At 53.1% G+C, this 12606-nt stretch carries 12 protein-coding genes and 1 other annotated feature; of the genes, 8 read left to right on the forward strand and 4 right to left on the reverse strand.

Annotated features, from left to right (window positions below; genetic code table 11):
• Positions 1-1406: 1406 nt before the first annotated feature.
• From C2L64_RS48180 to C2L64_RS48195, 4 genes are all read left to right on the forward strand, one after another.
• On the forward strand, positions 1407-3173 hold the full coding sequence (locus tag C2L64_RS48180; protein WP_158660642.1) for a sensor histidine kinase: 1767 nt from the start codon (positions 1407-1409) through the stop codon (positions 3171-3173).
• Positions 3174-3223: 50 nt separating this feature from the next.
• Positions 3224-3859, forward strand: a complete 636-nt coding sequence (locus C2L64_RS48185) for a response regulator transcription factor (RefSeq protein WP_086908853.1) — start codon at positions 3224-3226, stop codon at positions 3857-3859.
• A 110-nt stretch (positions 3860-3969) separates the two neighbouring features.
• On the forward strand, positions 3970-4518 hold the full coding sequence (locus C2L64_RS48190; RefSeq protein ID WP_086908852.1) for a carboxymuconolactone decarboxylase family protein: 549 nt from the start codon (positions 3970-3972) through the stop codon (positions 4516-4518).
• Between the two features lie 180 nt (positions 4519-4698).
• Positions 4699-5217: a hypothetical protein gene (locus C2L64_RS48195; RefSeq protein ID WP_086908851.1), complete on the forward strand. Its 519-nt coding sequence runs from the start codon at positions 4699-4701 to the stop codon at positions 5215-5217.
• 86 nt (positions 5218-5303) lie between these two features.
• Here the strand turns inward: C2L64_RS48195 and C2L64_RS48200 are convergent, their stop codons facing one another.
• Positions 5304-5900: a carboxymuconolactone decarboxylase family protein gene (locus C2L64_RS48200; protein ID WP_086908850.1), complete on the reverse strand. Its 597-nt coding sequence runs from the start codon at positions 5898-5900 to the stop codon at positions 5304-5306.
• A gap of 427 nt (positions 5901-6327) precedes the next feature.
• Positions 6328-6600: a hypothetical protein gene (locus C2L64_RS48205; RefSeq protein ID WP_133061141.1), complete on the reverse strand. Its 273-nt coding sequence runs from the start codon at positions 6598-6600 to the stop codon at positions 6328-6330.
• Positions 6523-6638, reverse strand: a sequence feature (AL1L pseudoknot). Its footprint overlaps the gene before it by 78 nt.
• A gap of 48 nt (positions 6639-6686) precedes the next feature.
• Here C2L64_RS48205 and C2L64_RS48210 point away from each other — a divergent pair.
• Positions 6687-7247 (forward strand): DDE-type integrase/transposase/recombinase, encoded by a 561-nt coding sequence (locus tag C2L64_RS48210; protein ID WP_086908849.1) that lies wholly within the window; start codon positions 6687-6689, stop codon positions 7245-7247.
• 266 nt (positions 7248-7513) lie between these two features.
• On the opposite strand, the gene C2L64_RS48215 is transcribed toward C2L64_RS48210, so the two are convergent.
• Both C2L64_RS48215 and C2L64_RS48220 read right to left on the reverse strand, forming a co-directional pair.
• A complete protein-coding gene (locus tag C2L64_RS48215; RefSeq protein WP_158660643.1) occupies positions 7514-8104 on the reverse strand; it encodes a TetR/AcrR family transcriptional regulator in 591 nt (196 codons plus the stop codon).
• Positions 8105-8537: 433 nt separating this feature from the next.
• Positions 8538-9086 (reverse strand): carboxymuconolactone decarboxylase family protein, encoded by a 549-nt coding sequence (locus tag C2L64_RS48220; RefSeq protein ID WP_103154395.1) that lies wholly within the window; start codon positions 9084-9086, stop codon positions 8538-8540.
• A 112-nt stretch (positions 9087-9198) separates the two neighbouring features.
• Here C2L64_RS48220 and C2L64_RS48225 point away from each other — a divergent pair, with 112 nt between their 5' ends.
• The 3 genes from C2L64_RS48225 (at position 9199) to C2L64_RS56510 (ending at position 12142) form a co-directional block, all read left to right on the forward strand.
• Positions 9199-10179: a LysR family transcriptional regulator gene (locus C2L64_RS48225; protein WP_103154251.1), complete on the forward strand. Its 981-nt coding sequence runs from the start codon at positions 9199-9201 to the stop codon at positions 10177-10179.
• A 212-nt stretch (positions 10180-10391) separates the two neighbouring features.
• Positions 10392-10940, forward strand: a complete 549-nt coding sequence (locus C2L64_RS48230; protein WP_103154252.1) for a carboxymuconolactone decarboxylase family protein — start codon at positions 10392-10394, stop codon at positions 10938-10940.
• A 920-nt stretch (positions 10941-11860) separates the two neighbouring features.
• Positions 11861-12142 carry a DUF3331 domain-containing protein gene (locus tag C2L64_RS56510; protein WP_407671966.1) on the forward strand — a complete coding sequence of 94 codons (282 nt, stop codon included), beginning with the start codon at positions 11861-11863 and terminating at the stop codon, positions 12140-12142.
• Positions 12143-12606: the final 464 nt, after the last annotated feature.

Genomic DNA, 12606 nt, shown 5'->3' on the forward strand with positions numbered 1-12606 from the left:
TGCCTGCACCGTCCACTGACGTTTACGGCAACCGGCCGGATTCTCTGATGAACCGCCCGGCCAGCGCGCCAAGATCGCTCCAGCTACGTGATCATAAAGCCGAGGTTTAAAAGATTCCAAACTTCCGTGAAGTCCTCATGTAACTTGAATGAGCGCCCGCACCGTTACCGCGTAACGATATTTTCGGACTAACTTGACTTGCAATGCATCCTACAATCCGGGCCAAGATGAAACGCTTCTTGCGCCCCGGCAAAGACTTCCAAGTAGAACATACCGAAGTATATCGGGTGAATACGTATGCGCTGCCGCAACGAACTCGGAACTTGCTAATATCAGCAAGGATCTTGTCCCGGCGTGACGACGATAGGCAATGGGAGGAAGTGCTGGAGGTCATATCGCAAACCGCCTCAGCCAAGGCCCCAGTATTGTGTCTGGATGGAAAATGTCCGTATCGAACAGTTCAGCGAGTGCTATACGCGTGTGCGACCGTCGAATAGTAATCCGCAACACTCGGACTTGAGGCTCGGCCGATCTGACTCAATTTAGATATTGCGACATAGATAGACATACACGACATGACGACTAATGACATCCCGGCGTGGCAGGCTATTCGTCTTGAGAGAAGACCATACCGTGCCGCGTGACGTCTACGAACACTTCCGGCAAAGTTGCAACGGAGGTCCAAACAAACCTTGATTTAGCACGCAAAAAAAGGAACGCTTGTCTGCAAAGTTATCTATACGCGGGCCCAGATCCGGGTTCCTAAACAGCTGAACTTGCGCACAATCATGCCACTTCCACAAGAATTCTATGGGTTCGATGTCATTGACGCAGCCATCATCTATTTTGGCGCAAACAATCTCCGGAACGCGTCGGTGCACATTCTCGCGCTCCATGCGGGGGTAAGCTGCGCAAGTCACTACAACGCTTTTGGCGACAAGCCGTCCTCGTTCCGCAGTTCACTCGCTCAGACCGTCGCGCGAAGTTTTAGACACGCAATAGAAGCGGAACTGACCGAGCTCACTCCACTCCGTAAAATCGAGCGCTTCTTCGTTCAGCACTTGACACGGGCGTTCATCCGGCGAAAAGTGACGCGAGGCGGTCACTCCGTGCCGGTTTCGGCAAAGAAAAGCTCGATACAGACTGTTTTACACTCGTCTCGAGGACAATCGAGGGGATCGAAAAGTACTCGGCAAGTGCATCTATGCGGGCCAACTGCAGGGAGAAAATATCTGCATTCAACCCGCGATGGACCTCGGGAGCCTCCTCCTCGCAACGTCGCTCAGCATGAACATCCTCTTCCGCTTAAGGCATGAGCCCAGGAACCTTGAAGAGGCCGTTTGTCGCTCCAACAACTCGGGAGCCCGAAGATCGGCTAGCCCGGCAGACATATGCAGTTTCACCGCATGCGACACTCCAAGCGGGCAAGCGGCAGCAAGGCAGCTCCCGTCACACCTAAACGAATGAGTATTGAAACAGGCATGATGGGTAATGGGCATCGCAGGCAGCTACTGGAGATAGTGCAGGCTTTTCAGCAATTTTCACGTGATACCAGCGAAGAGGAAGTCGTCGCAACTTTTTTGAAGAGCGCAATATCGATGGCGAAGGCATCCCGGGTAAGGCTCATCAGGAACGACGGGGGAAACATACTCGTCGAATGTGAGGCACGGCGCTCCCAAAATAATGCAATTGTTGTCAGCCATGGTAGGCGACCCGTCGAATCGGAGGGACTGTTCAGGAACGTCTTCAATTCGGCTTCACTCACCTATATGCCAGTTTTCTTAGGGTCTACCTCGTTTGTGCAGGCGCAGGCCTGGGCGAACCCACAGACAGACACCATTGATAGCCCCATGTTGTGTGTGCCCGTGCTACTTAATGAAGAGAGCAAAGAAATCCTCTGCCTGGACACACGCAGCGATACGGCACCGCTCGATTCAACCCTAGTTGATCACCTGACCTTACTTTCAGCACAAGCGGTGATGAAACGAGAAAATCTGCGGCTCCGTGCACGCATCGCTCTCGAAAATCGAAAGATCGAAGAAGTCGAAGTTGCGCTCTGCGCAAACAAGAGAGAGCTGGCCCACATGCAACGAATGAGTCAAACCGGCAGCTGGAGGTGGCGCGCGGCTACGGACACGTTAGAAGCGTCATCAGAATTTCTCCGGATATATGAAATTTCGCGTGAACGAAGCATTCCGAGCGGAAAACTAATTAATCTGACCCATCCTGATGACCTCCCACTTGTGCGAATAGCACTCGTGAAAGCCATTGCCGCACGGCGCGTCTTTAAACTCGAATTCAGGATCATCGTCGGCTTCGGGGAAATTAAATATGTCCAAGTGGAAGGTCACCCGCAGACTAACGACACGGAAGATCTGCAGTATATAGGAGTGACCGTTGACGTCACGGAACGACGTAACGCGGAAAATGCGCTCCAAGCGGCGCGCGCGGAACTCGCGCGTGCTCACCGCCTATCCACGATGGGTGAGATGGCAGCATCAATCGTCCACGAGGTTTACCAGCCACTCACTGGAATTATTACGAACGCGGAGGCTTGTCTCAGATGGCTATCGAAATCACCGGCCGAAACAGCTCGAGCACGCGATTCCGCTCGACGAGTGGCTCGAGACGCCCGTCGAGCTGCTGATGTATTCAGAGGGCTAAGGGCTGTGGCATCCAATTCGGGTATCACTAAGGTTCCTGTGGACCTCGACGATGCTATAAGGGAAGTCGCCTTTCTCCTGCAGGGCGAGCTCGACCGCGCGAATATCAGACTGCGCTTGGAAACCGCCGTAGCCAAGCCTGTACTCGGCGATCGCACACAAATTCAGCAGGTTCTGGAAAATCTGATACGTAATTCTATGGACGCTTTGCTGCCCGTCGTCGGGATGCAAAAGTCCCTGTTTGTAAATTCCGCCTCGCATGATCCCGCGTTTGCGATGGTGACCGTCCAGGACAATGGGTGTGGGTTCGGCAAGCACTCCGCAGAGACGCTTTTCGATGCACTCTTTACAACTAAACCCAATGGTATGGGCATGGGGCTCAAAGTTTGCCGCTCCATTGTGGAGGCGCACGGCGGACTACTTCAAGCCGAACGGCGTGAGCGCGAAACAGTGTTCCGGTTCACGTTGCCATATATAGACGGCACATCAGTCAATGATATCCAGAACTAATCCGAAGCCATTAAGCGAATATGTCTTTTTCAGAATAGGAGAATCATCATATGGAATCATCTCCTTTGGTCTACGTTGTCGATGACGATATCTCGGTCAGAGAATCTGTCGCGGACTTGTTAGCGACCGTGGGCCTAGAAGTAAGGCTCTTTAACTCGGCCACGGAAATGATTGACGTGTTGGTGAAGAACCAAGACAAAGCCGCCGCGCAGCCGAGCTGCCTCATCCTCGATATCCGAATGCCAGGGATCGGCGGACTTGAGGCACAAGAGCGCCTCGCCAAGCTCCAAGTCTACATACCAATAGTCTTTATGACCGCGCACGGTGATATTGCGATGACTGTGAAGGCGATGAAGTCGGGCGCCCACAACTTTCTGAGCAAGCCTTTTCGTGACCAGGACATGCTCGACGCGGTTTGTTCTGCGATGATTCACGACCGCGCACGGCGCGAAAGCGAACGCGGCCGTCGAGAGTTACGTGAACGATACGAGTCCTTGACTGCTCACGAGCGAAAGCTCCTGTCAATGGTGACAGCAGGTCTGATGAACAAGCAGATCGCGGCAAAGCTCAATCTGAGCGAGATAACCATAAAAGTGCATCGTGGGCAACTCATGCGCAAGATGAAAGCGAACACGCTCGTTGAACTTGTCAAAATGGAAACCCGCTTGCCAAAGTCAGATCGCTAAGTCATCTCTCGCAGTCATAATTCGCCTCCAGCACCGACGGTCCGTAGTAGTAGCAGCATTAGCTACAATCTTGTTTTTCGTCCTCGTATCCTTTTAACCGGAGAAACTAGATGGCCCGAATCGCAATTCCGAGGCGCGACGAAACGCCCCTCGCCTCGAAACCGATACTTGATGCGTTCAATAGACAGTTCGGATTTACTCCGAACCAATTCAGTATCATGTCTCTCAGCCCAACCGCTTTAGCTGGTTGGACGGGCCTCCAGGGAGCGCTCTCGAAGACACTAGATTCAAAGACAAGAGACGGGATTGCACTGGTTGTGTCGCAAGTAAATTCCTGCCGATACTGCCTATCCGCGTACACCTTCTGGGCAGCTAATACCGCTAGTCTCAGCCTAGAGGAAATCTCCCTCAATCGAATGGGCACATCCAGTGATTCGAAAAGGGACGCTGCTGTCCGATTTGCGAAAAAATTACTGGAAACTCGCGGTAAAGTAACCGAATCAGATCTTGACATCGTGCGACAAGCTGGTTTCACGGACGCCAACCTTGTCGAGATCATTGCGCTTAGCGTGCAATTCCTATTTACTAATTTCATAAACAACGTATTCGACACACCTATTGACTTCCCAGTTGTTATTTTGGACTCGAAAACGGCATAGTTGATTATCTTGACCTAAGCTCCGCGGTGGTCTCAGCTATCTCGCACACTTGTCACCGGTGTATTATCGATGCCCGTGGGTATACCGAAGTATCTTGTGACCAGCCTGGAAGATGATTGACGAAGCCGCCGGATTTTCGTTGAATTGCCGCATCGGTGACAACCTAGCGTGAGGAGTGTGATGTACGACCCGGCCGAGATGATGGAGATATTTGCTATCTGCGTTGCGTTAGCGGGGATCGCTTACCTGCGTCAAATTCTACTTATGTCGAGGGAGCGTACATCTGTGACGACAGCGGCGCTGAAATATTCAATTTACGGCGATCTCATCCTACCAACCAACTTCCACGAGTGGGTTAATCTCCGCTTGACCAATGAATCAGTTCGTACCCTTGTCGACCACTGCATAGTAACGAGTTATCCGGACGCCTACGTTGACCCCATCGCCTATAAACGTTTTCTTTGCAACAATACTTTTCCTGAAGGCATCGTAGCCTTCAAGAGAACCGACGAGAGTCGCCCCATTGCTAGCTCAAGGCTCGCCGATCGAAGCTGCAGACTGTGTTCTGACTCCTCCGCGATGGAATGTGCCAATGTGGCGGTTAAGGACAGTCTGCAATTCGGTGAAGATCCAGGATGGAGGTTCTTTTGCCTGAGCCATACGGAGCCTGCCGATTCGCCGCACAAATTGTCAACATAGACCTGCGAAAGCCACAAGGGGGACAGTTTCGTGCTCAGGTGCGTGCTAGCTGTCCAGCGCAAGAGATATACGCAAGAAGCATGTCGCTAGTTATCATAGGACGACGCTGACCGCTCGGCGCTGATCAAGTCTTCATGAACAGCTGCAACAGTTGAAAACTCCGGGAAATCGGGCTGAATGTCAAATACGTTGGCTAGAAGGTTGGATAAAAATACCTGGGCACAAAGTGCGATGATTTCCACAATTTGCCCATCAGAGTACCCTGCGGCGCGTATATCGTTCAGGTCCTCGGTCTCCACTTTTCCCCGCAATACTGAAACCTTCCGTGCGAAGCTAATCGCGGGTTGTGCATCGCGGTTCAGCGATCGGCCGAGGCGGTTCAAGGCTATCTCTTGCGGGAGCAGTTTGGCGAAATAGTGTCCGACGTACGAATGAGCACAAACACAATAGTCACAGCGGTTGACTTCAGACACAGCTATCGCGATGCTTTCGCGTGTACGCACATCCAATGTTTGTGAGAGCGCTGCCTGCATCTCCATCAATCCAGTCAGCGAGTGTGGACTGATGGACAAGATACGATAAAGATCCGGTACGAATCCGAAACGCCTGCTAACAAAATGAAATAGAGGTTGCAGACTGGATGCAGCAGTTTCTTGATGACCAGGAATATCGATACGGGACATGTTGCTCCTCCGAATGCGCTGACCAAGTGCAGCACCCCGTCCATCATAATATTGCCTCAATATTGCGATAAGCCAACGATTCTGAAAAGTGCAATTTCAAAACGTAAGAACTACGCCGCGTGCTACAAGCGCTAACCAGCAACCGTTGCCTTGGAGATGGTCCGCACAATGCCCTAACAAAACGTACGGTTAATGCGTTAAATTCAACGAAAATTGGCAAGGCGGATGCGCAATTCGTTGAAGCTGGACACGAGTTTCGCGTGAAGGTGGACGGCCGATTCGCGCGAAGCCGGATAGTCTGAGTGTAGCGAGGCAGGGTTCCGCTCTTTACTCTGACCGGGGTTTGTCAGTCAAACTCTTTCTTGTTTATGGATCGATTCGCCGCTGAGATCGACGCGATAGGTGTTGTGCACGAGACGAAGGTTCATCATCCGTTCGACCGTGGAGCGCGCCACGACAATGCCTTCGCTCGTAATTGCTTCCAAACCTTATCGGCACCATAAACCTGGAAGTTGTCTTTCCACACGCGCCGGATCTCAACCTCGAGCATCTTGTCGCCCTGGGCCCGTGACGGCACCAGGTCAGGAACGGCGCGGCGGGCCACGCGCGTGTAGTATGTCGACGGTGCGATCGACAGCGCCCTGAAAATCGGCTCGCCCCCGTAGACGTGTCGGAGAGCATCGACGAAGGTGATCGTCACTCGGTGGGCCGTCGAGTTCCGCCTGTACGAAATGCCCTGACCCGGAGCCTGCGCGGCGTGCTGCGGGCAAGACAGTACGCACAAAGATGAGCGATGGTTCGACGCCGCGCCCGAAGGATCTGGTGAACAGGCAATTCGCGGTCGAAAGGCCCAACGCGCTGTGGTTGACAGATTTTGCTATGTATCGAGCTGGCAGGGCTTCGTCTATGTCGCGTTCATTCAATGTGTTCCCCGGGGGCATTGTCGGCTGGCGTGTGTCGAGCTCGGCGAACTCGGGCTTCGTTCTGGATGCGCTGGAGCAGGCCTTGTACGAACGACAGCTGGCGCATCAGGACGGGCTGATCCGTCACAGCGACCGCAGCGTTCAATACGTACCCACTCGCTATTCGGATCGGCTGGTCGACGCTGGTATCGAACCCTCGGTAGGCAGCGTGAGCGACTCCCACGCTGACGCACTGGTTGAAACGATCAACGGCCTGTACCAGGCAGAAGTGATCCATCGTCCTGGTCCGTGGCGTAACCTGCAGGCCGTTGAAATGGCGATGGTCGAATGGGCGGACGAGTTCAACAATCGTCGGCTGCTCGGCCCCATCGGCGACATTCCACCTGCCGAGACAGGAAGCCGCTTAGTATTCGAAACTCACTGATTCCGCCATCGGGGCGTGACTCAAGCAAAACAGCCTCCGAAACCCTCGGGGGGTTCAGTCCATCTTCGCGTGAAATGCCTGTCCAGCTTGCCGCGATATCACTGTCCAATTTTGTGTGAAATTCGCAAGGTGTGACGTGGTTGAGGGCGTGAGATGGGAGTAGAAAAGACGCCACCCGCGGTAGAGGTACCACGACGCAGCGAAAATGCACTTGTGCCCTGCGCCTCACATCCATATGTACACTTTTATGCTCATCAAACCAGCTGTCATAAGTCTTGTGGAGCAGCTGAGATCACCGCATTAAGGAGTGCACTGGTAACCGCTGTGACTTTCGCATGGTTCATGTGTATATTGCGCATCACAGCAATCCCACGTGTAGTTGCAACAACGAGCTTTGCCGCGTCGTCCGCTGACATGGACAATTGTATACCGTCGGGCTCTTCGCTAAGCGCGTCGGATAACAGCTGCTCGAGCTTGGCAAAAAAATCTGCCAACGAATCCCGTAGCCTGTGTGACGAATCCCCCGATTCAGTGGTCAACCGGGTCGCTATAACGGCAGCACACCGAGAAGTGGTACCGACAGGGATGATCAATTCAAAAAATGACTGCAAGCCAGCGCGCCTATCAGGCTTCGTAAGAGCATGGTCAACCTGCTCGTAAAACTTGCCGGCCAGGTAGTTGAAGGCCCTAACGATGAACTCTTCTTTGCTTCCGTAAGCGTTATAGAGTGCGCCACGTCGCACCCCCGTTGCCTCAGCCAACTCGACCATAGTGGCTTCCTTGTACCCTCGTCGCTCCAGTAACTCCATTGCAACGTTGAAAACCAATTGCTCATCAAATCGTCTCTTTCCAGCCATCTCAAATCCTTGCCGCAAACTTCGATTTACCATCCCTAGCAAGTTGGCGAGCTGTCTGTCTGCGCGGTGTCGATTGTCCATCGACGTACAAGTTTAACAGCACCGACCATGCCACCGTGAACCCGCCTCGTCTGAGCACTGGCAACCTCATTCTCGGCCCAGATCACGACTGCCCAACGTTATTACCTAGGCGTCTCTGGACCATCCCGGCGTCCAATATCCAACGTCATGACGATGTCAAACGATCTGATCAAACGCCGCCTGCTCTGTCATCCGGCTAACAGAACCGTCGCCCTGCTACGACCTCACCCGCCCGAGCACTTTAAGAGTCACGCGTTATTGCTGTAGACACTCGCGGGTATTGCAGGCATCCTCCTAGCGGCTCAAATGCGTGTGCATATCGAATATTAGATTCGTGCTCTCGCGAGAAGCGTCACGCTGCCTTCGAATCAATGTCTACTTCGGGGAAGTCGACTTTCGTGTCAAACACGTTATTGATCAGGTTCATGAAGATAAAAAATGCGCTCGCCGCCACAATCTCGATGATTTGAGCGTCATCAAATCCAGCATCTCGAATCATTTGCAACTCGCTGTCTACGACTTTTCCTCGCGTCTCGACCAATTTCCGGACGAACATCACGAGCGCCGTCGACTTTGCGTCGGTGGAATCACCCCACCGGTTGCGCAACATTTCGTACGGGCTCAGTTTCCCAAAGTTCATGCCAAGATACGTATGGAGGGACAGGCAGTATTTGCATTCATTAACCTGCGATACCGCTAGGGCTATGCGCGCGAGGGTTCGCGCGTCAAATGCTCTGGACATGGCCCCGCTGAGCTGTGTCAACCCTGTGAGCGCCTCAGGGCTTATCGAGGCGGCGCGGAAGAGCGCAGGTACGAACCGCAGCTGTCTGGCGACGGCATTCAACATTTCCTGCGACTCCGGTGGCGCGTCATCTCGATCTGGAATCGGGACTCTGGTCATCTCTTTCTCCTTTTGACCACCCATTACGAATTGAAAGGAATACTAATATCGCCCGCACTTTTTGATAATCCTGTATTTTCGATATGTTTTATCTCACCAAATGAGAGGATCGATGGATCGCTTCGAGGCAATGTGGTTCTTTGTCACCGCAATAGACTTGGGCAGCTTCTCTGCCGCAGCCCGTAAACTCGGCACTCCCTTGCCGACCGTAAGCCGCAAGGTCGCAGAGCTTGAACAGCATCTGAACGCACGATTGCTCGTTCGCTCCACGCGGAGGCTGACGTTGACGGAGGCTGGCGAAGCATATCTAAACGCTTGCAGGACTATCCTCGATCAGGTCGGCGACGCCGAGCGGAACGCGTCGGGTGAATATTCGACCCCTTGCGGCGATATGGTCGTCACAGCGCCCATCGTATTCGGCCGCCTTCATCTCTTGCCAGTCGTTAGCGATTTCCTCGCCGCTTTCCCGGAAATTCGCATCAAGCTCATCCTATCGGATCGAAGTCTGCACTTGATTGACGACAGAATCGACATTGCACTGCGTATCGGCCATTTGCCTGACAGTTCGCTAGTAGCAACACACGTCGGTACGGTATGTCGTGTGTTCTGCGGAAGTCCCGCCTACTTCGCTGGCGCTGGCAAGCCCAAGAAGCCGGAAGATCTGGCAGAACATTCCTGCGTAAGCTTCGAGGCACTGGCTTCTGGGGCAACCTGGACCTTCGCCTCTAATCAAGGCCAGCGGCCAGATCGGCAGGTCGGTATTCGTCCTCGCCTCTCCGTAAACACGGCCGAAGCTGCAATCGACGCTGCCATCGCTGGTGTCGGCGTAACACATGTTCTTTGCTATCAGATTGCGCACGCGGTGGAAGCGGGTTTGCTAACACTCGTCCTCAGGGATTTCGAGCCAGAACCGATGCCGGTCAGCGTCGTGCACACTGGGCATAAGATGCAGCCCATCAAGATCCGAAGATTCATCGAATTTTGCGTCCCGAGACTACGTACGGCCTTGAATGGTGATAAAGACAGACTTATGGTCGGCGACTCGCGTCGCGCGGATCAAGACTCCGTTCGGCATCACCGAATCACATTTTAAAACAGCTTAACTAAAACCTGCAAACGCCGCCAAAGCTAGCCCATGGATAGAACAATATGCTCAACAATATGCTCAAGAGGATCAAGGGCCAACTACTCCTTGTGAGCCTCTCAGTTTTTGAGACAAGACATATCATATGAAGCGGGTTACCCTTGCTTGTTTAGCAGGATAGGATTCCTCCAATCAGAACAACGCGTTTGACTGGAGAACACATGGTCGATAATACTAGCCTATCCCTCACGCAAATCCCGGCCGATTCGCAGGCCACCCTTGACAGTTTGGAGAAGCTTTTTGGGTTCGTTCCGAACGTTTTCGCGTTGATGGCACAGAGTCCACACGCGTTAGCGGCGTTCAAAGGTTTGCAGACTCCTCTGGAGCGAACGCTCGATGCTGCGATGCGCGATCGTATCGCACTCGCCGTATCGGAAGTGAACGGCTGTCACTATACGGTCCGTGCTCACACCTATATCGGGGCTCAATTCTGCAAGCTTGATGTAACCGAACTCGAGATGAGCCGTTACGGTAAGTCCAGTGACCCAAAGGTCGAGGCGGCCGTCCGGTTCGCGAAGAAGGTCACTGAGACACGCGGGAAGGTGATGGGAAGCGATTTGCAACGGGTCCGCGATGCAGGGTGGACGGACGCTCAGATTATCGAGATCATCGCGCGGGTCACACAATTCTTGTACGCCAACTTCGTAAGTAATGTATTCGAGACTGAGATCGATTTCCCGGCGCCACAGGCCATCGCCGACGAAGCCTAAAGCAGAGGCTCTATGGTTCGTGTGCAATAGCCCGATAACGGCTGTTGATGTAAGACTCGCCAGCGAACCTCACACTCCTCTCCATCAGGTGGCGTAATGACTATGCCGTCAAGCTTTCCCGCAAGCTCCGAACGTGCAGGCTGGAGCTTGCGGAACCTCTTCGAACGAACAACGAGGCACGCGTCGCACGCAACCGTCGTCACTTCTTTAATCCCGCCACCCAGCCGTTCCCTGACTCATAGGCCAGCCTAGCTCGCCGAACCATGCTGCATCGGGTCATTCCCTATTCGAGAGCTTGGCGGTCACTCGCGCATCCGAACGAAGACGGTGGGGTAATTTCGCAGAACGGTGCCTTTGCCGTACTGCAATAAACGCGTCATTGCGCGGTGCCTTTTATCCGATCAATCATTCTTTCTTGCATACCGCACAGCTTCCTTTTCTGGGCACAGAGGAAGACCCCACTATAGCCAAGTCGCCTCTCGTTGCACGTGAACAAAGTGCTTCGACCCGACCCAAAGATTAGTTAACCGTCTCAGGTCTAGACGAATCGTTATCCTTTGGCGTCGAACTTCTATACCGACGCATGTTTGTTTCAAGCACTAGCGCCGCGTACTATTTTTACATCAGTGCCGCACTCATCCGTCACAGAATATCCCGGTTGATAGATATCCATATCACCCATCTGTGCGATCGAGGGCCCTACTTCACGGATCGGCGCTCGATCTCCACCGCCATCTCACTCTATCCGCCGCTAAACCCGAAGTTCCCGGAGACTAGATATGGACGCACCGGCTACAACGGCCAAAGTCGCACCATGGAAGAGCATCGTGCGGTCGCTCGCGCAATCAGGTTCACAATCGCTGGAAAAAATTCTATTAGCGAACCTGAGAACGCAAACGGAAACCCCGTTGTCGGACGACATGCATTTGCGCCACGCGACCGTCAATATCCTTGAGCGGGCATCCCAATGCACCGTGATAGTATCGTGGCATGACCCGACACTATGCAGTTACAATTTTCAGCTTTGGCGTCGTTCTGATGCGACCCGACCGGGAATTTGTTCTCTCAGCGGCATCATAATCAACACGGGGGATAGCATATACAAACCCGTTTCAAAGCCACGACCAATCAACGCGTCCGCAATGATACTTGCGACCGAAGTTGAAAGTCGTCTCGTCTGTGAATCTCTTGAAAATTGTTGAAGATACGCATCGGAAGTAAGCTTGTCCACATATACAGGCGTACCGCCGCCGAAGAACGCCTCGCTCTCGTTACGCCGTAACAAAAGGGTTGACCTGGACTTCCGTTGGCAATATAAAGCTTTATTAATTTCGAGGCCGGAGCGGTAGATCATCACGATCGCGAATGCGTGGCTTATGGCCCCGGCCTTTCTGGTATCGGTCTTGCCGAGCATGCTGATCGCAGAATACAGGAACAAAACCCAGTTGCTCGTCGCCTCGCTCGGCTGATATATAGATAACCGTTCCGCTTTGATGCTTAGATAATTGCGTAAAATATATTGTCCCGACGTTGCGATTCTCTGCTTTTCCGCATGATCAGCCAGCGATCTTTGATCTTCGGAGGTGGTAGCGCGAGGCTGATCTTTACCCCTGTCATTGGTCTTGCCGCTTTTAACCCGCTATTTGAGCACATCATCTCAAGCGCC

The organism is Paraburkholderia hospita (assembly GCF_002902965.1).
Taxonomy (GTDB): Bacteria; Pseudomonadota; Gammaproteobacteria; order Burkholderiales; family Burkholderiaceae; genus Paraburkholderia; species Paraburkholderia hospita.

Bases quoted from the DNA above. Each gene is read 5' to 3' on its own strand.
- C2L64_RS48180 (WP_158660642.1), top strand. From the start codon at position 1,407: ATGCGACACTCCAAGCGGGCAAGCGGCAGCAAGGCAGCTCCCGTCACA.
- C2L64_RS48185 (WP_086908853.1), top strand. From the start codon at position 3,224: ATGGAATCATCTCCTTTGGTCTACGTTGTCGATGACGATATCTCGGTC.
- C2L64_RS48190 (WP_086908852.1), top strand. From the start codon at position 3,970: ATGGCCCGAATCGCAATTCCGAGGCGCGACGAAACGCCCCTCGCCTCG.
- C2L64_RS48195 (WP_086908851.1), top strand. From the start codon at position 4,699: ATGTACGACCCGGCCGAGATGATGGAGATATTTGCTATCTGCGTTGCG.
- C2L64_RS48200 (WP_086908850.1), bottom strand. From the start codon at position 5,900: ATGTCCCGTATCGATATTCCTGGTCATCAAGAAACTGCTGCATCCAGT.
- C2L64_RS48210 (WP_086908849.1), top strand. From the start codon at position 6,687: ATGAGCGATGGTTCGACGCCGCGCCCGAAGGATCTGGTGAACAGGCAA.
- C2L64_RS48215 (WP_158660643.1), bottom strand. From the start codon at position 8,104: ATGGCTGGAAAGAGACGATTTGATGAGCAATTGGTTTTCAACGTTGCA.
- C2L64_RS48220 (WP_103154395.1), bottom strand. From the start codon at position 9,086: ATGACCAGAGTCCCGATTCCAGATCGAGATGACGCGCCACCGGAGTCG.
- C2L64_RS48225 (WP_103154251.1), top strand. From the start codon at position 9,199: ATGGATCGCTTCGAGGCAATGTGGTTCTTTGTCACCGCAATAGACTTG.
- C2L64_RS48230 (WP_103154252.1), top strand. From the start codon at position 10,392: ATGGTCGATAATACTAGCCTATCCCTCACGCAAATCCCGGCCGATTCG.
- C2L64_RS56510 (WP_407671966.1), top strand. From the start codon at position 11,861: ATGCATTTGCGCCACGCGACCGTCAATATCCTTGAGCGGGCATCCCAA.